Annotated in this window: 19 protein-coding genes; 11 read left to right on the top strand and 8 right to left on the bottom strand. The window is 64.3% G+C overall.

Going from position 1 to position 18,097, the window contains the following annotated elements:
• Positions 1 to 3: 3 nt before the first annotated feature.
• From ngg to CAG34_RS11075, 3 genes are all read left to right on the top strand, one after another.
• Entirely contained in the window at positions 4 to 1,749 is a 1,746-nt protein-coding gene (gene ngg / locus CAG34_RS11085) for an N-acetylglutaminylglutamine synthetase (protein WP_085589974.1), read from the top strand.
• 129 nt (positions 1,750 to 1,878) lie between these two features.
• Complete coding sequence (locus CAG34_RS11080) at positions 1,879 to 3,063, top strand: osmoprotectant NAGGN system M42 family peptidase (protein ID WP_085589972.1); 1,185 nt, start codon at positions 1,879 to 1,881, stop codon at positions 3,061 to 3,063.
• A gap of 183 nt (positions 3,064 to 3,246) precedes the next feature.
• Positions 3,247 to 3,474, top strand: a complete 228-nt coding sequence (locus tag CAG34_RS11075) for a YheU family protein (protein WP_003252629.1) — start codon at positions 3,247 to 3,249, stop codon at positions 3,472 to 3,474.
• Positions 3,475 to 3,588: 114 nt separating this feature from the next.
• On the opposite strand, the gene csrA is transcribed toward CAG34_RS11075, so the two are convergent.
• A complete protein-coding gene (gene csrA / locus CAG34_RS11070) occupies positions 3,589 to 3,777 on the bottom strand; it encodes a carbon storage regulator CsrA (RefSeq protein WP_085589970.1) in 189 nt (62 codons plus the stop codon).
• Between the two features lie 120 nt (positions 3,778 to 3,897).
• Positions 3,898 to 4,707 (bottom strand): SDR family oxidoreductase, encoded by an 810-nt coding sequence (locus CAG34_RS11065; RefSeq protein ID WP_085589968.1) that lies wholly within the window; start codon positions 4,705 to 4,707, stop codon positions 3,898 to 3,900.
• Positions 4,708 to 5,022: 315 nt separating this feature from the next.
• Between CAG34_RS11065 and CAG34_RS11060 the strand changes: the two genes are divergently transcribed.
• Positions 5,023 to 5,175: a DUF3309 family protein gene (locus CAG34_RS11060; protein ID WP_013971433.1), complete on the top strand. Its 153-nt coding sequence runs from the start codon at positions 5,023 to 5,025 to the stop codon at positions 5,173 to 5,175.
• A 55-nt stretch (positions 5,176 to 5,230) separates the two neighbouring features.
• Here the strand turns inward: CAG34_RS11060 and CAG34_RS11055 are convergent, their stop codons facing one another.
• From CAG34_RS11055 to CAG34_RS11045, 3 genes are all read right to left on the bottom strand, one after another.
• The gene (locus CAG34_RS11055; protein WP_013971432.1) at positions 5,231 to 6,895 is read right to left on the bottom strand and encodes a cation acetate symporter; all 1,665 of its coding nucleotides are present in this window, start codon (positions 6,893 to 6,895) and stop codon (positions 5,231 to 5,233) included.
• Positions 6,892 to 7,203 carry a DUF485 domain-containing protein gene (locus tag CAG34_RS11050; protein WP_003260090.1) on the bottom strand — a complete coding sequence of 104 codons (312 nt, stop codon included), beginning with the start codon at positions 7,201 to 7,203 and terminating at the stop codon, positions 6,892 to 6,894. Before CAG34_RS11050 ends, CAG34_RS11055 begins: the two co-directional genes overlap by 4 nt.
• A gap of 242 nt (positions 7,204 to 7,445) precedes the next feature.
• The gene (locus CAG34_RS11045) at positions 7,446 to 8,306 is read right to left on the bottom strand and encodes a glycine betaine ABC transporter substrate-binding protein (protein ID WP_025338075.1); all 861 of its coding nucleotides are present in this window, start codon (positions 8,304 to 8,306) and stop codon (positions 7,446 to 7,448) included.
• A gap of 197 nt (positions 8,307 to 8,503) precedes the next feature.
• Between CAG34_RS11045 and CAG34_RS11040 the strand changes: the two genes are divergently transcribed.
• Entirely contained in the window at positions 8,504 to 10,069 is a 1,566-nt protein-coding gene (locus CAG34_RS11040; protein WP_085589965.1) for a beta (1-6) glucans synthase, read from the top strand.
• Between the two features lie 133 nt (positions 10,070 to 10,202).
• Here the strand turns inward: CAG34_RS11040 and CAG34_RS11035 are convergent, their stop codons facing one another.
• Positions 10,203 to 10,565 (bottom strand): hypothetical protein, encoded by a 363-nt coding sequence (locus CAG34_RS11035; protein WP_085589963.1) that lies wholly within the window; start codon positions 10,563 to 10,565, stop codon positions 10,203 to 10,205.
• 190 nt (positions 10,566 to 10,755) lie between these two features.
• Here CAG34_RS11035 and CAG34_RS11030 point away from each other — a divergent pair, with 190 nt between their 5' ends.
• On the top strand, positions 10,756 to 12,054 hold the full coding sequence (locus CAG34_RS11030; protein ID WP_025338072.1) for a serine/threonine protein kinase: 1,299 nt from the start codon (positions 10,756 to 10,758) through the stop codon (positions 12,052 to 12,054).
• Positions 12,047 to 12,871: a VacJ family lipoprotein gene (locus CAG34_RS11025; RefSeq protein ID WP_085589961.1), complete on the top strand. Its 825-nt coding sequence runs from the start codon at positions 12,047 to 12,049 to the stop codon at positions 12,869 to 12,871. Before CAG34_RS11030 ends, CAG34_RS11025 begins: the two co-directional genes overlap by 8 nt.
• Before the next feature lie 113 nt (positions 12,872 to 12,984).
• Here the strand turns inward: CAG34_RS11025 and CAG34_RS11020 are convergent, their stop codons facing one another.
• Positions 12,985 to 14,133 (bottom strand): patatin-like phospholipase family protein, encoded by a 1,149-nt coding sequence (locus tag CAG34_RS11020; protein WP_013971426.1) that lies wholly within the window; start codon positions 14,131 to 14,133, stop codon positions 12,985 to 12,987.
• Positions 14,134 to 14,280: 147 nt separating this feature from the next.
• Positions 14,281 to 15,216, bottom strand: coding sequence for a lipid A biosynthesis lauroyl acyltransferase (locus CAG34_RS11015; RefSeq protein ID WP_024086430.1), 936 nt, complete (start codon positions 15,214 to 15,216; stop codon positions 14,281 to 14,283).
• Between the two features lie 111 nt (positions 15,217 to 15,327).
• Between CAG34_RS11015 and minC the strand changes: the two genes are divergently transcribed.
• From minC to CAG34_RS10995, 4 genes are all read left to right on the top strand, one after another.
• Positions 15,328 to 16,086, top strand: a complete 759-nt coding sequence (gene minC, locus CAG34_RS11010; RefSeq protein ID WP_025338069.1) for a septum site-determining protein MinC — start codon at positions 15,328 to 15,330, stop codon at positions 16,084 to 16,086.
• 101 nt (positions 16,087 to 16,187) lie between these two features.
• Complete coding sequence (minD, locus tag CAG34_RS11005) at positions 16,188 to 17,000, top strand: septum site-determining protein MinD (RefSeq protein ID WP_085589959.1); 813 nt, start codon at positions 16,188 to 16,190, stop codon at positions 16,998 to 17,000.
• Between the two features lie 3 nt (positions 17,001 to 17,003).
• Positions 17,004 to 17,258: a cell division topological specificity factor MinE gene (gene minE, locus CAG34_RS11000; protein WP_025338068.1), complete on the top strand. Its 255-nt coding sequence runs from the start codon at positions 17,004 to 17,006 to the stop codon at positions 17,256 to 17,258.
• A 156-nt stretch (positions 17,259 to 17,414) separates the two neighbouring features.
• Complete coding sequence (locus CAG34_RS10995) at positions 17,415 to 18,050, top strand: RluA family pseudouridine synthase (RefSeq protein ID WP_011532730.1); 636 nt, start codon at positions 17,415 to 17,417, stop codon at positions 18,048 to 18,050.
• The last annotated feature ends 47 nt before the right edge of the window (positions 18,051 to 18,097 follow it).

Below are 18,097 nucleotides of genomic sequence, written 5' to 3'. Positions count from 1 at the left end.
CCGATGAAAGCCCACGAAATCGCTTACGGTCAGCGCCTGCTGCGCGGCCAGGCGCCGTCCTACGAGCGCCTGCAGGCGCGCCTGGCCGGCGACGGCAGCCAGCCCCACGACCAGCCGCGCGCCGTGCATTGCGGCTGGGGCCGACTGCTGATCGGCCACACCTACCCCAACCCGGCCGACCTGGCCGCCGACCTGCTGGAAGAACGCCCCGGCGAGCGCGACATCGCCCTGTACGTGGCCGCGCCCCAGCAGCTGCTGGCCCAGGCCCCGCAGCAACTGTTCCTCGACCCGTCCGACACCCTGCGCCTGTGGTTCACCGACTACCGCCCGGCGCAGCGGGTGTTCCGCGGCTTCCGCGTGCGCCGGGCGCAGAACCCGGGCGACTGGCAGGCGATCAACACCCTGTACCAGGCGCGCGGCATGTTGCCGGTCGACGCCGAGCTGCTCACCCCTCTGCACCTGGGCGGCCCGGTGTACTGGCTGGCCGAGGACGAAGACAGCGGCGCGGTGATCGGCAGCGTCATGGGCCTGAACCACGCCAAGGCGTTCGACGACCCCGAGCACGGCAGCAGCCTGTGGTGCCTGGCGGTAGACCCGCACTGCACCCGCCCCGGCGTAGGTGAAGTGCTGGTGCGCCACCTGATCGAGCACTTCATGAGCCGTGGGCTGGCCTACCTGGACCTGTCGGTGCTGCACGACAACCGCCAGGCCAAGCGCCTGTATCAGAAGCTGGGTTTTCGCAACCTGCCGACCTTCGCGGTCAAGCGCAAGAACGGCATCAACGAGCAGCTGTTTCTGGGGCCGGGGCCTCAAGCCGACCTCAACCCGTACGCACGCATCATCGTCGACGAGGCACTGCGCCGGGGCATCGAGGTACAAGTGGACGATGCCGCCGGCGGCCTGTTCACCCTCAGCCTGGGTGGGCGCCGCATTCGCTGCCGTGAGTCGCTCAGCGACCTGACCAGCGCCGTGACCATGACCCTGTGCCAGGACAAGCGCCTGACCCAGCATGCCCTGCACAATGCCGGGCTGCAGGTGCCGGCGCAGCAACTGGCCGGCAATGCCGACGACAACCTGGCGTTTCTCGACGAGCATGGCGCGGTGGTGGTCAAGCCGGTCGATGGCGAGCAAGGCCAGGGCGTGGCGGTGAACCTCACCTGCATCGACGACATCACCCACGCCGTGGCGCAGGCCCGCAAGTTCGACAGCCGCGTGTTGCTGGAAAGCTTCCATGCCGGGCATGACCTGCGCATCGTGGTGATCGGCTACGAAGTGGTCGCCGCAGCCATCCGTCACCCGGCGCAGGTGTTGGGCGATGGCAAACACAGCATCCGCCAGCTGATCGATGCCCAGAGCCGCCGGCGTCAGGCCGCAACCGGTGGCGAAAGCCGCATTCCACTGGACGACGAAACCGAGCGCACCCTGCGCGCGGCGGGCTTTGGCTACGACGATGTGTTGCCCGCCGGCCAGCGCCTGGCCGTGCGACGCACCGCCAACCTGCACACCGGCGGCACCCTGGAAGACGTGACCGAACGCCTGCACCCGGTGCTGGCCGACGCCGCCGTGCGCGCTGCACGGGCGCTGGAGATCCCGGTGGTGGGGCTGGACTTCATGGTGCGTGATGCCGGGCAACCGGAGTACGTGATCATCGAGGCCAACGAGCGTGCCGGGTTGGCCAACCATGAACCGCAACCGACCGCCGAGCGGTTTATCGACCTGCTGTTTCCGCATAGCCGGCCTTTGGCGTAACCGCTGCTGGCCCTATCGCCGGCAAGCCAGCTCCCACAGGTACCCCACAGGCGCTGAGCTCTGTGGGTTTCCTGTGGGAGCGGGCGTGCCCGCGAAGAGGCCGGCACAGGAGTAAAGGAGTCCCCAACCATGTCCGACCGACATCCCGAACCCGATCTCGACTACCTCAAGCGCGTGCTGCTGGAGATGCTCGCCATCCCCAGCCCCACCGGTTTCACCGACACCATCGTGCGCTACGTGGCCGAACGCCTGGACGAGCTGGGCATCCCCTTCGAGCTGACCCGCCGCGGCACCATCCGCGCCACCCTCAAGGGCCGCCAGACCTCACCTGACCGCGCCGTGTCCGCTCACCTGGACACCATCGGCGCCAGCGTGCGCCAGTTGCAGGACAACGGCCGCCTGGCCCTGGCGCCGGTCGGTTGCTGGTCCAGCCGCTTCGCCGAAGGCAGCCGGGTCAGCGTGTTCACCGATACCGGTGTATACCGGGGCAGCGTGCTGCCGCTGATGGCCAGCGGGCATGCCTTCAACACCGCCATCGACCAGATGCCGATCAGCTGGGAGCACGTTGAGGTGCGCCTGGACGCCTACTGCGCCACCCGCGCCGACTGCGAGGCGCTGGGTGTAAGCATCGGTGATTTCGTTGCCTTCGACCCGCTGCCCGAATTCACCGAAAGCGGCCACATCAGCGCCCGCCACCTGGACGACAAGGCCGGTGTGGCAGCACTACTGGCGGCGCTGAAAGCCGTGGTGGAAAGCGGCCGCCAGCCGTTGATCGACTGCCACCCGCTGTTCACCATCACCGAAGAGACCGGCTCGGGAGCGGCTGGCGCCCTGCCCTGGGATGTCAGCGAGTTCGTCGGCATCGACATTGCCCCGGTGGCGCCCGGGCAGACCTCCAGCGAGCATGCGGTGAGCGTGGCCATGCAGGACTCGTCGGGGCCTTACGACTACCACCTGTCCCGGCACCTGCTGAAACTGGCCGGCGACCACGACCTGCCGGTGCGGCGCGATCTGTTCCGCTATTACTTCAGCGATGCACATTCGGCAGTGACGGCGGGGCACGATATTCGTACCGCGCTGGTGGCCTTTGGTTGCGATGCAACCCATGGCTACGAGCGAACACACATCGACAGCCTGGCGGCGTTGAGCCGCTTGTTGTCGGCGTACCTGCTGAGCCCGCCGGTGTTTGCCAGTGATTCGCAGCCGGCCAATGCGTCGTTGGAGCGCTTCAGCCATCAGCTGGAACATGATGCGCAGATGGAGAGCGATACGCGGGTGCCGGCGGTGGATAGCCTTGTCGGGAACAAGGCTTGAGGCCCTGGGGGCTGCGTTGCAGCCCAATCGCCGGCAAGCCAGCTCCCACAGGGACTGCATAAAGCTTGGGCCTGTGGTGATTCTGTGGGAGCCGGCTTGCCGGCGATTGGGCCGCAACGCGGCCCCAAAATCCCGAATGTTTCGCGTAGCATGCCCCCACCAACACCCTAGGCAACGCCCACCATGCTGATCCCCTACGACCAACTGCAAGCCGAAACCCTGACCCGCCTGATCGAGGACTTCGTCACCCGTGACGGTACCGACAACGGCGACGACACCCCGCTGGAAACCCGCGTGCTGCGGGTGCGCCAGGCATTGGCCAAGGGCCAGGCGTTCATCCTGTTCGACCTGGAAAGCCAGCAGTGCCAGTTGCTGGCCAAGCATGATGTGCCCCGCGAGCTGCTCGACTAGCAGGTATGGCCTCTTCGCGGGCTCGCCCGCTCCCACAGGAACTTCACAAGTCTTGAGAGCGGTGCAGTACCTGTGGGAGCGGGCGTGCCCGCGAAGAGGCCGGCACAGGCAACATCAGATTCCACGGGCTTTATCTTTCTGCCCTTCCTTGATGCGCTTGTACACCTCAGCCCGATGCACCGGCACCTGCCGTGGTGCATCCACGCCAAAGCGCACCACCCCGTCCCGCGTTTCCACGACCATGATCCGAATATCATCACCAATCACGATGATCTCTCCCACTTCGCGCCCTATTACCAGCATGCTCAGATCCTCCAGCGAAAGGGAAAACCGGAGCCTGCCTTGACGGCATAGGGCTACTCAATAGTTCTGCCGTGATTCAGAAGCGCCCTACATTTCCAGGTAATTTTCCTTACAGACGAATCATCGCGACTGAGCCTTGGCCCGCATTTTCACCGCCATTTCGGCCATCTCGTCGTACAGCCGCTCAGGGGCCTGGCGCTTCAGTTGCCAGGCCTGGCGCCCGGCCTCATGGGGCAGGATCAGGAACTCGCCAGCGGCAACCTGCCGGTGGATGTACTCGGCGATGTCCGCCGCATTGATCGGCGAGCCTTCCAGCAGCTTGCCAACCTGGGCTTTCATCGCCGGGTTCGGCCCGCGGAACGAGTCCAGCAGGTTGGTCTGGAAGAACGACGGGCACACCACGTGCACCGCCACCTCCAGTTGGCGCAGCTCGACCAGCAGGCTTTCCGACAGGGCCAGCACGCCGGCCTTGGCCACGTTGTAGTTGCTCATGCCCGGGCCCTGCATCAGCGCGGCCATCGAGGCGATGTTGATGATCCGCCCCTTGCTGCGCTCCAGCAGCGGCAGGAAGGCCTTGCAGCCCTTGACCACGCCCATCAGGTTGACCGCGATCTGCCAGTCCCAGTCCTCCAGCGACAGTTCGGCGAAGAACCCGCCCGAAGCGACGCCGGCGTTGTTGACGATCACGTCGATACCACCGAACTGTTCGGTGCAAGCCTGGGCCAGGGCGGTGAGCTGGCTGTAGTCGCGCACATCGCAACGCTGGACAAAGCCTTCGCCGCCAGCTGCGCGGGCCAGCTCAAGGGTTTCGCGCAGGCCGGCTTCATTGACATCGGCCAGCGCCAGGCGCCAGCACTCACGCGCCCAGCGCAGGGCGATCTCGCGACCGAGGCCGGATCCGGCGCCGGTGATCATGATGCGGTTTTGCATGGTGGCTGGCCTTGTTCTGCTGACTGGTGAAAGGAGTCTAAACAAGGGGCCGGGTAGCAGCAGGGTTTATCAGGGTAGTGAATAGAGGGACATGACTGTGTGGATAGCCTGTACTGGCCCCTTCGCGGGCTTGCCCGCTCCCACAGGTACGGCGCTGCCCTCAGGCCTGTGATGATCCTGTGGGAGCGGGCAAGCCCGCGAAGGGGCCGGTACAGGCAGCACACAAATGGAATCTTTGACACTCACCACCAGTCCTTATTTACAAGAGGCCAGCAGTCCGAGGCCCTTGACCCTCAACCACGCAAGGACTCCGTCATGACCACGATTCTCATCATCATCCTGATCCTTCTGCTGATTGGTGGCTTACCGGTCTTCCCGCACTCGCGCAGCTGGGGCTATGGCCCGTCTGGCATCATCGGCGTGGTGCTGGTAGTTCTGCTGGTTTTGTTGCTACTAGGCATGATCTAGCGGCGAAAACACAAAAAAACCGCGCCGAGGCGCGGTTTTTTCATTGCCGGAAGGATCAGTGCGAAACAGCACCCGAAGCGCCCAGGCCAGTCTGCGAACGCACGAACTGCGGGAAGAACAGCGCACGTTCGTCTTCGGCAGCCTTGGACTTGTCGGTGACCGAGAAGAACCAGATACCGACGAAGGCGATCAGCATCGAGAACAGCGCCGGGTACTCGTACGGGTAGATCGGCTTCTCGTGGCCGAGGATCTGCACCCAGATGGTCGGGCCGAGGATCATCAGTGTCACCGCACTCACCAGGCCCAGCCAGCCGCCGATCATGGCACCGCGGGTGGTCAGCTTCTTCCAGTACATCGAGAGCAGCAGTACCGGGAAGTTGCAGCTGGCCGCGATGGAGAACGCCAGGCCGACCATGAAGGCGATGTTCTGCTTCTCGAACAGGATGCCCAGGCCGATCGCCAGTACGCCCAGGGCGACGGTGGTGATCTTCGACACGCGGATCTCGTCCTTGTCGTTGGCCTTGCCCTTGCGCCATACACTGGCGTACAGGTCGTGGGACACCGCCGAGGCACCGGCCAGGGTCAGGCCGGCAACCACTGCCAGGATGGTGGCGAAGGCAACAGCCGAGATGAAGCCGAGGAACACGCTGCCACCCACGGCGTTGGCCAGGTGCACCGCTGCCATGTTGTTGCCACCCAGCAGGGCGCCAGCGGCGTCCTTGAAGTCCGGGTTGGTGCTGACCAGCAGGATGGCGCCAAAGCCGATGATGAAGGTGAGGATGTAGAAGTAGCCGATGAAGCCGGTGGCGTACAGCACGCTCTTGCGCGCTTCCTTGGCGTCACTGACGGTGAAGAAGCGCATCAGGATGTGCGGCAGGCCGGCGGTACCGAACATCAGCGCCAGGCCCAGCGAGAACGCCGAGATCGGGTCCTTGACCAGGCCGCCCGGGCTCATGATCGCCTCGCCCTTGGCGTGCACCTTGATCGCTTCGGAGAACAGGGTGTTGAAGTCGAAGCCCACGTGCTTCATCACCATCAGCGCCATGAAGCTGGCACCGGACAGCAGCAGCACGGCCTTGATGATCTGTACCCAGGTGGTGGCCAGCATGCCGCCGAACAGGACGTACAGGCACATCAGGATGCCCACCAGGATCACCGCCACGTGGTAGTCCAGGCCGAACAGCAGCTCGATCAGCTTGCCGGCACCGACCATCTGCGCGATCAGGTAGAACGCCACCACCACCAGCGAACCGGAGGCCGACAGGGTGCGGATCTCCTTCTGCCCGAGACGGTACGAGGCCACGTCGGCGAAGGTGTACTTGCCCAGGTTGCGCAGGCGTTCGGCGATCAGGAAGAGGATGATCGGCCAGCCGACCAGGAAGCCGATCGAGTAGATCAGGCCGTCGTAGCCAGAGGTGAACACGAGTGCGGAAATACCCAGGAACGAGGCGGCCGACATGTAGTCGCCGGCAATCGCCAGGCCGTTCTGGAAGCCGGTGATCTTGCCACCGGCGGCGTAGTAGTCCGACGCCGACTTGTTGCGCTTGGAGGCCCAGTAGGTGATGCCGAGGGTGAAGGCGACGAAGGCCACGAACATGGCGATCGCGGAGACGTTCAGCGGTTGCTTCTGCACCTCGCCGGTCAGGGCATCGGCGGCCCACACGGCGGGTGCGAAGGCTCCGCAGGCCAGTACGGCCAGGGCTTTGGCGTGGCGAATCATTGTTGCGCCTCCTTCAGGATGGCCTTGTTCAGCTCATCGAATTCGCCGTTGGCGCGGCGTACGTAGATGGCGGTCAGGACGAATGCCGAGACGATCAGGCCGACGCCCAGGGGAATACCCCAGGTAATCGACGACTCAGGGCTGAGCTTGGTGCCCAGGATCTGAGGACCGTAGGCGATCAGGAGGATGAAGGCGCAGTACAGGCCGAGCATGATCGCCGAGAGAATCCAGGCGAACCGTTCGCGTTTGGTGACCAGCTCCTTGAAGCGGGGGCTGTTTTGTATCGAGAGGTAAATGCTGTCGTTCATTGTTTTTGTCCTAGCAGCACAGATAGGGGTGGAACCCACGACCCTTACTTTATGCGGCTATCGGACGCCAACCAGACGACCTTAGTCTTAGATGCAACGGTGTTTTACCGATTGCGTAACAAAGTGATGGCCTATTCGCGGGCACGCCCGCTCCCACAGGAACTGCACCAGCTTAAAGGGCAGCGAAAATCCTGTGGGAGCGGGCGTGCCCGCGAAACAGCAAAACTGGCCCTGACAGGTTGTTATTTGCCAGTCCACTCCTTCACACGCTCAGGGTGCTTGGCCACCCAGTCCTTGGCCGCCGCTTCAGGCTTGGCGCCTTCCTGGATAGCCAGCATCACTTCGCCAATCTCGTCCTTCGACTGCCAGTTGAACTTCTTCAGGAACTCCGCCACTTCCGGGGCCTTGGTGGCCAGTTCCTTGCTGCCGATGCTGTTCACGGTTTCCGCGGCGCCATACACGCCTTTCGGGTCTTCGAGGAACTTCAGTTTCCACTTGGCGAACATCCAGTGCGGTACCCAGCCGGTCACCGCAATCGACTGCTGCTTGGCATAGGCACGGCCCAGTTCCGCAGTCATCGCCGCGCCAGAGCTGGCCTGCAGCTTGTAACCGGTCAGGTCGTAGTCCTTGATGGCCTGGTCGGTCTTGAGCATTACGCCGGAGCCGGCGTCGATGCCGACGATCTTCTGCTTGAAGGTGTCGTCGGTCTTGAGGTCGGCGATGCTCACCGCCTTGACGTATTCAGGGACGATCAGGCCGATCTTGGCGTCCTTGAAGTTCGGGCCGTAGTCGACCACGTTGTCCTTGTTCTTGGCCCAGTACTCGCCATGGGTCACCGGCAACCAGGCCGACAACATGGCATCGAGCTTGCCGGTTGCCACGCCCTGCCACATGATCCCGGTGGCCACGGCCTGCAACTTCACGTCGTAGCCGAGTTTCTGCTTGATCACTTCGGCGGCCACGTTGGTGGTCGCCACGCTGTCAGCCCAACCATCCACGTAACCAATGCTGACTTCTTTGGCCATTGCCTGTGCCGCACTCATGGCCAGTACCATGGCGGTGCCCACACCCAGGAAACGTCGCATTCTTGTAATAGCAGCCATCAAAGCATCCCCTCGTCAGGTCTCGGAATTTGCATCATCGTCCTGCAACAATAGTCGACCTGCTCCAGCTACGACCTGTAGCCGCCCCATATGCGACAGCACTATGCCATTAGCGCCATCGGCCTGCGCCGACCTGCGCGATCCTTGCATGCCAAAGGTTTGGCGCCGGGCTACTATCTACCCTTTTGCGCCTGACGATGGACCGCCCGATGCCCAGTTCTACCCGCCTGCTGCTGCCGTTGTACCTGCTTGCCTGCCTGCTCGCCCTGCTCGGGCTCGGAGGGCTCTGGTACGGGCTTGGCAAGCCGGTGCAACTGCCCGACGCGGCCAGCCCGACGCACAAGCTGCAATGCGCCTCGTACACCCCGTTCGACAAGGACCAGTCACCCTACGACCAGCCGTTGCGCCTGCGCCCGGCCCGCATGGATGCCGACCTGGCGATACTTGCCGAGCGTTTTCAGTGCATCCGCACCTATTCCCAGACCGGTCTTGAGGCAATCCCGGCGCTGGCGCGCAAGCATGGCCTGAAGGTGATGCTGGGTGCCTGGGTCAACGCCCACCCGGCCGACACCGAGAAAGAAATCGACCTGCTGATCGCCGCCGCCAATGCCAACCCCGACGTGGTCAGCGCGGTGATCGTCGGCAACGAGACGCTGCTGCGCAAGGAAGTGACTGGCGCGCACCTGGCCACGCTGATTGCACGGGTGAAAAGCCAGGTCAAGGTGCCGGTGACCTACGCCGATGTGTGGGAATTCTGGTTGCAGCACCCGCAGGTGGCGCCTGCGGTGGACTTCCTGACTATCCACCTGCTGCCTTACTGGGAAGACGACCCGCGTGGCATCGACGAAGCCCTGGCCCATGTCGCCGATGTACGCCGGGTGTTCGGCACACGCTTCGCGCCGAAGGACGTCCTGATCGGCGAAACCGGCTGGCCCAGCGAAGGCCGCCAGCGCGAAACCGCGGAGCCCAGCCGGGTCAACGAGGCGCGCTTCATTCGCGGGTTCGTGGCCATGGCCGAAAGCAACGGCTGGCACTACAACCTGATCGAGGCGTTCGACCAGCCATGGAAGCGCGCCAATGAGGGGGCGGTCGGCGGTTACTGGGGGCTATACGATGCCGACCGGCAGGACAAGGGCGTACTCGAAGGGCCGGTGAGCAACCTGCCTTACTGGCCGCAGTGGTTGCTGGCCAGTGCCCTGCTGATGGTGCTGATGCTGATGCTTGCCGGGCGCCCCACCACCCCGGCGGCGGCCATGCTGCTGCCGTTGCTGGCGGCGTTTGGGGCAGGCTGCCTGGGGCTTTGGGGCGAGCTGATGCGCACCCATGCGCGCTTTGCCGGGGAGTGGCTGTGGGCGGTGCTGCTGGCGGGGCTGAACCTGCTGGTGCTGGCCCATGCCGTGCTGGTCCTGGCGCGGCGCACGGGCTGGCGCGAGCGCCTGTACGCCTGGCTGCAGGCGCGGGCCGGCTGGCTGTTGCTGGCAGCGGGTTTTGCCGCGGCGGTGAGCATGCTGGCGATGGTGTTCGACCCACGCTATCGCAGCTTCCCCAGCGCAGCGTTGGCATTGCCGGCGCTGGTATTTGCACTGTGGCCGGTGCCGGCGCGGCGGGCGGAGGTGGCGTTGCTGGCGTTCATCGTCGGTGCCGGGGTGGCGCCGCAGTTGTTTGTGGAAGGGTTGGAGAACCAACAGGCCTGGGGGTGGGCAGTGGTCAGTGTGCTGATGACCGCAGCCTTGTGGCGGAGCTTGCGCCTGCGCCCGGCCTGATATCCTTGGGACCGCTTCGCGCTCCATCGCAGGCAAGCCAGCTCCCACAGGAGTTATGCTGCCTATGAAATCGGCGCGGTCCCTGTGGGAGCTGGCTTGCCTGCGATGGGCCGCAAAGCGGCCCCTTTCAGCCTTACTCCGGCGACCTGACCAGCCGCAACCCCGCCAGCACCAGCGCGAACACGGCAATGCTGGCGGTATACAGCACCAGTGCCGGCACCGCGAACACCAACGCCACCACTGCCAGCCACCAGCCGCCACGCCCGGCAACCAACTGCGCCAGCAGCGCCAGCCCCAGCCCGCCCCAGGCCATCACCTGATGATGAATGCCCAGCCCCAGCAACGACCGCACCTCACACTGCCAGTACGCCGCCGGCGCCGTGCACAGCCCCACCCACTGCCCGTCCTCCATCAGCCCGTAGCGCACGCCATAACTGGCAGCAAGCCAAAGCCCCAGAAACAGCACAAGCAGCGCAGCCGGCAGCGAACGAGACATCCAGTTCTCCAATAGCGGAAATCGAAAGCATCCATGATCGCTTATGCCCAGTTGTAAGGCAAAATCACATCCCTGCAGCTATGTTGCAGATAACAAGCACACCAAAGACCACCGCGCCTGGCAACTTTGCCCGCCCCGTTGTGGTCCTAGCCTGCACACTGCTCGACCTTGCGTTCTTTTGGGGGATTACATGCTTCGATCTTTGCGCCTCGCTGCCTTGCTCGGCGGCCTGCTCATGGCTGTGGCCGCTTCGGCGCGGGATATCGACGCCGCAAGCTATGGCTACCCCTTGACCAACCCGTTCGAGGCAACCATCGCCACCACGCCGCCGGACCAGCGCCCCACCCTGCCCGGTGACGACGAAATCAGCCAGTCCGACTACAGCCTCAACCTGCGCCCGGACCGTGAGTTCACCCTGCCCGACAACTTCTGGGCAGTGAAGAAGCTCAAGTACCGCCTGGCCCGCCAGGACCACGAGGCGCCGCTGATCTTCATCATCGCCGGCACCGGTGCGCCCTACACCAGCAGCATCAACGAATACCTGAAAAAGCTGTTCTACCAGGCCGGCTTCCACGTGGTGCAGCTGTCCTCGCCCACCAGCTACGACTTCATGAGCGCCGCCTCGCGCTTCGCCACCCCAGGCGTCAGCCAGGATGATGCCGAAGACATGTACCGGGTGATGCAGGCCGTGCGCGCCCAGCACCCGCGCCTGCCGATCAGCGAGTTCTACCTCACCGGCTACAGCCTGGGCGCACTCGACGCTGCCTTTGTCAGCCACCTGGACGAAACCCGCCGCAGCTTCAACTTCAAGCGCGTGCTGCTGCTGAACCCGCCGGTCAACCTGTACACCTCGATCAACAACCTGGACAAGCTGGTGCAGACCCAGGTCAAGGGCATCGACCGCAGCACCACCTTCTACGAGCTGATGCTGGCCAAGCTGACCCGCTACTTCCAGGAAAAGGGCTACATCGACCTCAATGAAGCCCTGCTGTACGACTTCCAGCAGTCGCGCCAGCACCTGTCCAACGAGCAGATGGCCATGCTGATCGGCACCTCGTTCCGCTTCTCGGCGGCCGACATTGCCTTCACCTCCGACCTGATCAACCGCCGCGGCCTGATCATTCCGCCGAAGTTCCCGATCACCGAGGGCAGCAGCCTCACGCCGTTCTTCAAGCGTGCCCTGCAGTGCGACTTCGACTGCTACATGACCGAGCAGGTCATCCCCATGTGGCGGGCCCGCACCGACGGCAACAGCATCCTGCAACTGGTCAACCAGGTCAGCCTGTATGCGCTGGAAGACTACCTGAGCAGCAGCGACAAGATCGCCGTGATGCACAACGCCGACGACGTCATCCTCGGCCCTGGTGACATCGGCTTCCTGCGCAAGGTGTTCGGTGAGCGCCTGACCCTTTACCCCCATGGCGGCCATTGCGGCAACCTCAATTACCGCGTCAACAGTGACGCCATGCTGGAGTTCTTCCGTGGTTAACAAACTCCTCTTCGCCACTGCCCTGTTCGCCGCCGGCCAGGCCCTGGCAGCCGAAACCGCCCCCCGGGCCAGCGTGATCGAGGCCGACCCGCAAGTCACCGAAGCACCACTGGCGCCCGAGGCCGATGGTTTCGTCGACCCGTTGCGCGAGCTGAAATTCAACCCGGGGCTGGACCAGCGCGAGTTCGAACGCTCCACCCTGCAAGCGCTGAACGTGTACGACCCGCTGGAGTCGATCAACCGGCGCGTCTATCACTTCAACTACCGCCTGGACCAATGGGTGCTGCTGCCGATGGTAAGCGGCTACCAGTACGTCACCCCGCGCTTCGTGCGCACCGGCGTGACCAACTTCTTCAACAACCTGGGCGACGTGCCGAACCTGTTCAACAGCGTGTTGCAGTTGAAGGCCAAGCGCTCGGCGGAGATCACCGCGCGGCTGATGTTCAACACCATCATCGGCGTGGGTGGGCTGTGGGACCCGGCGACCAAGATGGGCCTGCCGCGGCAAAGTGAAGACTTTGGCCAGACCTTGGGCTTCTATGGCGTACCGGACGGGCCGTACCTGATGCTGCCGGTGCTGGGGCCGTCGAACCTGCGCGATACCACCGGGCTGGTGGTGGACTATGCAGGCGAACAGGCGATCAACTACCTGAACGTGGCCGAAGCCAGCAGCGACCACCCGGAAATTACCGTGCTGCGCGTGGTGGACAAGCGCTACAGCACCAAATTCCGCTATGGCCAGCTCAACTCGCCGTTCGAGTACGAGAAGGTGCGGTATGTGTATACCCAGGCGCGCAAGTTGCAGATAGCCGAGTAAGCCGATCCGGCCCTATCGCCGGCAAGCCAGCTCCCACAGGTCCTCACAATGCCCGGGCCTTTGGTGGTCCTGTGGGAGCTGGCTTGCCGGCGATAGGGCCATGCCAGGCAACCTCAAATCCCCAGGAACTGGCAAAGCTCCCGCTTCTTGGCCAAGGCATCCTTTCGCCCCAGCTCTATCAGCTCGCTGCAGTAACTGGCCTCGAACAGCAAATAGCTCAACACCCCCGCCCCGCTGGTGCGTGTCGCCCCCGGCCCGCGCAGGAACATGCGCAAGGCCGCCGGCAACTCGCGCCGATGCCGCGCGGCAATTTCGTCCAGCGGCTGGCTGGGCGCCACCACCAGCACGTCGATTGGCGCCAGGCCCAGGCGCCGGGCGTCCAGGTGCGCCGGCAACAGGTGGCTCAGGTGGTTGAGGCGCTGCAGCAGCTCGATGTCGTCTTCCAGGCTGTCAATGAACGTGCTGTTGAGCATGTGCCCGCCGATCTGCGCCAGGCTCGGCTGCTGGCCGCTGAACACCCGCTGGGTCGGCAATGGTGGCGCCGGCCGCTGCGGGTTGCCGCTGACCCCGACTACCAGTACCCGGCTGGCGCCCAGGTGCAGGGCCGGGCTGATCGGTGCCGACTGGCGTACCGCGCCATCACCGAAATATTCATCGCCCAACCGCACCGGGGCGAACAGTAGCGGGATGGCCGCGCTGGCCAGCAGGTGGTCGATGGTCAACGGCGTGGGCATGCCGATGCGGCGGTGGCGCAACCAGGCTTCGATGGTGCCGCGGCCCTGGTAGAAGGTCACCGCCTGGCCGGACTCGTAGCCAAACGCGGTCACCGCGACGGCGCGCAGTTGCTCGGCGGCCAGGGAGTGGGCGATACCGTCCAGGTTCAGGTGCGCCTGCAGCAAGCCGCGCAATGGGCTGCTGTCCAGGAGCGCCACTGGCGCCGGGCCACCCACGCCCAGCAGGTTGTGGGCGACGAAGCGGCTGGCCTGGCGGACTACACCGGGCCAGTCGCTGCGGATGACCAGGTGGCTGCGGAAGTTCTGCCAGAAGGCGGTGAGCCGTTGTACTGCGTCGCTGAAATGGGTGGCGCCGCTGGCCAGGGTGACGGCGTTGATGGCGCCGGCGGAGGTGCCGACGATGACCGGGAACGGGTTGTGCGCGCCAGCCGGCAGCAGCTCGGCGATGCCGGCCAGCACGCCGACCTGGTAGGCAGCGCGGGCGCCGCCGCCAGAAAGGATAAGACCGGTTACCGGGGGTGGGGCCATAGGAGTCCTTCCTGGGGTTGGTGTGCTTTCAGGCCCGGCCTATTCGCGGGCTTGCCCGCTCCCACAGGACCGCACAATGCCCGGCCCTGCGGGGAACCTGTGGGAGCGGGCGCGCCCGCGAATAGGCCGGCACAGGCAAAACAAAATTCAGCGCTTCTTCTTGTCATACAGCCGCGGCTCCCCTTCGGGCCGCGACTTGAACCGGCGGTGCGCCCACAGGTACTGCTCGGGGCATTCGCGCAACACGCTTTCCACCCACTGGTTGATGCGCAGGCAGTCAGCCTCTTCGCTCTCCCCGGGGAAGTCCGCCAGCGGCGGGTGGATCACCAGGCGATAGCCGCTGCCATCCTCCAGGCGCTTCTGGGTGAACGGAATCACCTGTGCCTTGCCCAACCGGGCAAACTTGGTGGTGGCGGTCACCGTCGCCGCCGGGATGCCGAACAGTGGCACGAACAGGCTCTGCTTGGCGCCGTAGTCCTGGTCGGGTGCGTACCAGATCGCCCGGCCCGAACGCAGCAGCTTGAGCATGCCGCGCACGTCCTCGCGCTCCACCGCCAGCGAGTCGAGGTTATGCCGCTCGCGGCCGCTGCGCTGGATGAAGTCGAACAGCGGGTTGCCGTGCTCGCGGTACATGCCGTCGATGGTGTGCTGCTGGCCCAGTAGCGCGGCGCCGATTTCCAGGGTGGTGAAGTGCACCGCCATCAGGATGGCCCCCTGCCCCGCCTGCTGGGCGGCCTGCAGGTGCTCCAGCCCCTCGACATGGGCCAGACGCGCCAGCCGGGCCTTGGGCCACCACCAGCTCATGGCCATTTCGAAGAAGGCGATACCGGTGGAGGCGAAGTTGGCCTTGAGCAGGCGCTGCCGTTCGTCGACCGACAGCTCCGGGAAGCACAGCTCCAGGTTGCGCGCGGCAATGCGCCGCCGCTCCCCGGCAAAGCGGTACATCACCGCTCCCAGCGCGGCACCGACTTTCAACAGGACCCGGTACGGCAACTGGACCACCAGCCACAGCAGGCCCAGGCCCAGCCACAGGCCCCAGAAACGTGGGTGAAGGAAATAGGGACGAAAACGCGGGCGTTCCATTGAAGCTTCCGGAAAGACAAAGGCCGCGCATTCTACAACGGATCAGCGCATGTTGCGGGCAACCGGTCTTATCGTTATAAGTCAGGGCACTTTTTTCGCAACAAGCCGTCTATGCAGACCATGAGCCCAAACCACACACCCGACACCGCCTCCGTGTTCCAGCTCAAGGGCAGCATGCTCGCCATTACAGTGCTGGAACTGGCGCGCAATGACCTTGAAGCCCTCGACCGCCAACTGGCGGCCAAAGTCGCCCAGGCACCGAACTTCTTCAGCAACACGCCGCTGGTGCTGGCGCTGGACAAGCTGCCGGCCGACGAGGGGGCAATCGACCTGCCCGGCTTGATGCGGATCTGCCGCCACCACGGCCTGCGTACCCTGGCCATCCGCGCCAACCGCATCGAGGACATCGCCGCCGCCATCGCCATCGACCTGCCGGTGCTGCCGCCATCCGGCGCCCGCGAACGGCCGCTGGAGCCCGAACCCGAGGTGAAGAAGCCCGAGCCGGCGCCTGTCCCGCCGCCAATCCTCGAACCCGAGGTGCGCCCAACCCGCATCATCACTTCGCCAGTACGTGGCGGCCAGCAGATCTACGCCCAGGGCGGCGACCTGGTGGTGACCGGTTCGGTCAGCCCGGGGGCGGAACTTCTGGCCGATGGCAACATCCATGTGTACGGCGCCATGCGCGGCCGCGCCCTGGCCGGCATCAAAGGCAATACCAAGGCACGTATCTTCTGCCAGCAGATGACCGCCGAAATGGTTTCCATCGCCGGCCAGTACAAGGTATGCGAAGACCTGCGCCGCGACCCGCTGTGGGGCACTGGCGTGCAAGTCAGCCTGTCTGGCGACGTGTTGAACATCACCCGTCTTTAACGGATACTTGCCAGCATTTTTAGTGCAACTTTTCTTACCGTTGCCGTTTATTTGTATTTTTGCAGGGACTTGTGTCCCGATTATTTTAGGGGTGAAACACCTTGGCCAAGATTCTCGTGGTTACTTCCGGCAAGGGGGGTGTGGGCAAGACCACCACCAGCGCCGCCATTGGTACCGGCCTCGCACTGCGTGGCCACAAGACCGTCATCGTCGACTTCGACGTGGGCCTGCGTAACCTCGACCTGATCATGGGCTGCGAACGCCGCGTGGTGTACGACTTCGTCAACGTGGTCAACGGCGAAGCCAACCTGCAACAGGCCCTGATCAAGGACAAGCGCCTCGAGAACCTGTACGTGCTGGCCGCCAGCCAGACCCGTGACAAGGACGCGCTGACCCAGGAAGGCGTGGAAAAGGTCCTGATGGAGCTGAAGAAAGACTTCGACTTCGTCATCTGCGACTCGCCGGCCGGTATCGAGAAAGGCGCACACCTGGCCATGTACTTTGCCGACGAAGCCGTCGTGGTCACCAACCCCGAGGTGTCCTCGGTACGTGACTCCGACCGCATGCTGGGCATCCTGTCGAGCAAGTCGCGCCGCTCCGAGAACGGCGAAGAGCCGATCAAGGAACACCTGCTGATCACCCGCTACCACCCGGAGCGCGTGGAAAAGGGCGAAATGCTGAGCATCGCCGACGTCGAAGAGATCCTGGCGATCAAGCTCAAGGGTGTGATCCCCGAGAGCCAGGCAGTGCTCAAGGCTTCCAACCAGGGTATCCCGGTCATCCTCGACGACCAGAGCGATGCCGGCCAGGCCTATAGCGATACCGTCGACCGTCTGCTGGGCAAAGAAAAGCCCCTGCGGTTCATCGAAGTGCCGAAGCAAGGATTCTTCGCGCGCCTGTTTGGAGGCAAGTAAACCATGAACCTTTTTGACTTCTTTCGTGGCAGACAGAAAACTACCAGCGCGTCGGTAGCGAAAGAGCGTCTACAGATCATCGTGGCGCACGAGCGCGGCCAACGCAGCGAACCGGACTACCTGCCAGCGCTGCAGAAAGAACTGCTGGAAGTGATCCGCAAATATGTGAACATCGGCAACGATGATGTGCATATCGAGCTGGAAAACCAGGGTAGCTGTTCGATTCTGGAGCTGAACATCACCTTGCCGGATCGCTGATTTCGCGACCAGGCCTGGATCATTGGGGCTGCTTTGCAGCCCATCGCCGGCAAGCCAGCTCCCACAGGGTTCGCGCTGTACCTGTGGGAGCTGGCTTGCCGGCGATGGGCCGCAAGGCGGCCCCAGTGTTTTCCCCGATATAACCGAGACCAAGCAATGCCGCTGTCCAACATCCAGATCCTGCACGAAGACGCCGCCATCCTGGTGATCAACAAACCGACCCTGCTGCTGTCGGTACCCGGCCGCGCCGAGGACAACAAGGACTGCCTGATCACCCGCCTGCAGGAAAACGGCTACCCCGACGCGCTGATCGTGCACCGCCTGGACTGGGAAACTTCCGGCATCATCCTGCTGGCCCGGGATGCCGACAGCCACCGTGAGCTGTCGCGCCAGTTCCACGACCGCGAAACCGAAAAGGCCTACACCGCGCTGTGCTGGGGCCAGCCGGCGCTGGACAGCGGCAGCATCGACCTGCCGCTGCGCTACGACCCGCCGACCAAGCCACGGCATGTGGTGGACCACGAGCAGGGCAAGCATGCGCTGACCTTCTGGCGCATCGTCGAGCGCTGCGGTGATTACTGCCGGGTAGAGCTGACACCGATTACCGGGCGTTCGCACCAGTTGCGCGTGCACATGCTGTCGATCGGGCACCCGCTGCTGGGCGACCGGCTGTATGCCAACCCCGAGGCACTGGCTGCCCACGAGCGGCTGTGCCTGCATGCCTCGATGCTGAGCTTTACCCACCCGGTGTCCGGGGAGCGGTTGAAGTTCGAGTGCCCTGCGCCTTTCTGAATTTGTACAGCCTGTACCGGCCTCTTCGCGGGCTTGCCCGCTCCCAC

This window comes from Pseudomonas sp. B14(2017) (genome assembly GCF_002113255.1).
In the GTDB taxonomy this organism is placed as follows: domain Bacteria; phylum Pseudomonadota; class Gammaproteobacteria; order Pseudomonadales; family Pseudomonadaceae; genus Aquipseudomonas; species Aquipseudomonas putida_Z.
The sequence above is the reverse complement of the archived record's forward strand: the minus strand, read 5'-3'. Positions and strand labels throughout refer to the sequence as shown.

Coding starts and splice junctions, on each gene's coding strand:
- csrA (WP_085589970.1), bottom strand. CDS start 3,777: ATGCTGGTAATAGGGCGCGAAGTGGGAGAGATCATCGTGATTGGTGAT.
- CAG34_RS11065 (WP_085589968.1), bottom strand. CDS start 4,707: ATGCAAAACCGCATCATGATCACCGGCGCCGGATCCGGCCTCGGTCGC.
- CAG34_RS11080 (WP_085589972.1), top strand. CDS start 1,879: ATGTCCGACCGACATCCCGAACCCGATCTCGACTACCTCAAGCGCGTG.
- CAG34_RS10995 (WP_011532730.1), top strand. CDS start 17,415: ATGCCGCTGTCCAACATCCAGATCCTGCACGAAGACGCCGCCATCCTG.
- CAG34_RS11045 (WP_025338075.1), bottom strand. CDS start 8,306: ATGGCTGCTATTACAAGAATGCGACGTTTCCTGGGTGTGGGCACCGCC.
- CAG34_RS11060 (WP_013971433.1), top strand. CDS start 5,023: ATGACCACGATTCTCATCATCATCCTGATCCTTCTGCTGATTGGTGGC.
- CAG34_RS11055 (WP_013971432.1), bottom strand. CDS start 6,895: ATGATTCGCCACGCCAAAGCCCTGGCCGTACTGGCCTGCGGAGCCTTC.
- minC (WP_025338069.1), top strand. CDS start 15,328: ATGCAGACCATGAGCCCAAACCACACACCCGACACCGCCTCCGTGTTC.
- CAG34_RS11040 (WP_085589965.1), top strand. CDS start 8,504: ATGGACCGCCCGATGCCCAGTTCTACCCGCCTGCTGCTGCCGTTGTAC.
- ngg (WP_085589974.1), top strand. CDS start 4: ATGAAAGCCCACGAAATCGCTTACGGTCAGCGCCTGCTGCGCGGCCAG.
- minE (WP_025338068.1), top strand. CDS start 17,004: ATGAACCTTTTTGACTTCTTTCGTGGCAGACAGAAAACTACCAGCGCG.
- CAG34_RS11050 (WP_003260090.1), bottom strand. CDS start 7,203: ATGAACGACAGCATTTACCTCTCGATACAAAACAGCCCCCGCTTCAAG.
- CAG34_RS11030 (WP_025338072.1), top strand. CDS start 10,756: ATGCTTCGATCTTTGCGCCTCGCTGCCTTGCTCGGCGGCCTGCTCATG.
- CAG34_RS11035 (WP_085589963.1), bottom strand. CDS start 10,565: ATGTCTCGTTCGCTGCCGGCTGCGCTGCTTGTGCTGTTTCTGGGGCTT.
- CAG34_RS11020 (WP_013971426.1), bottom strand. CDS start 14,133: ATGGCCCCACCCCCGGTAACCGGTCTTATCCTTTCTGGCGGCGGCGCC.
- CAG34_RS11015 (WP_024086430.1), bottom strand. CDS start 15,216: ATGGAACGCCCGCGTTTTCGTCCCTATTTCCTTCACCCACGTTTCTGG.
- CAG34_RS11075 (WP_003252629.1), top strand. CDS start 3,247: ATGCTGATCCCCTACGACCAACTGCAAGCCGAAACCCTGACCCGCCTG.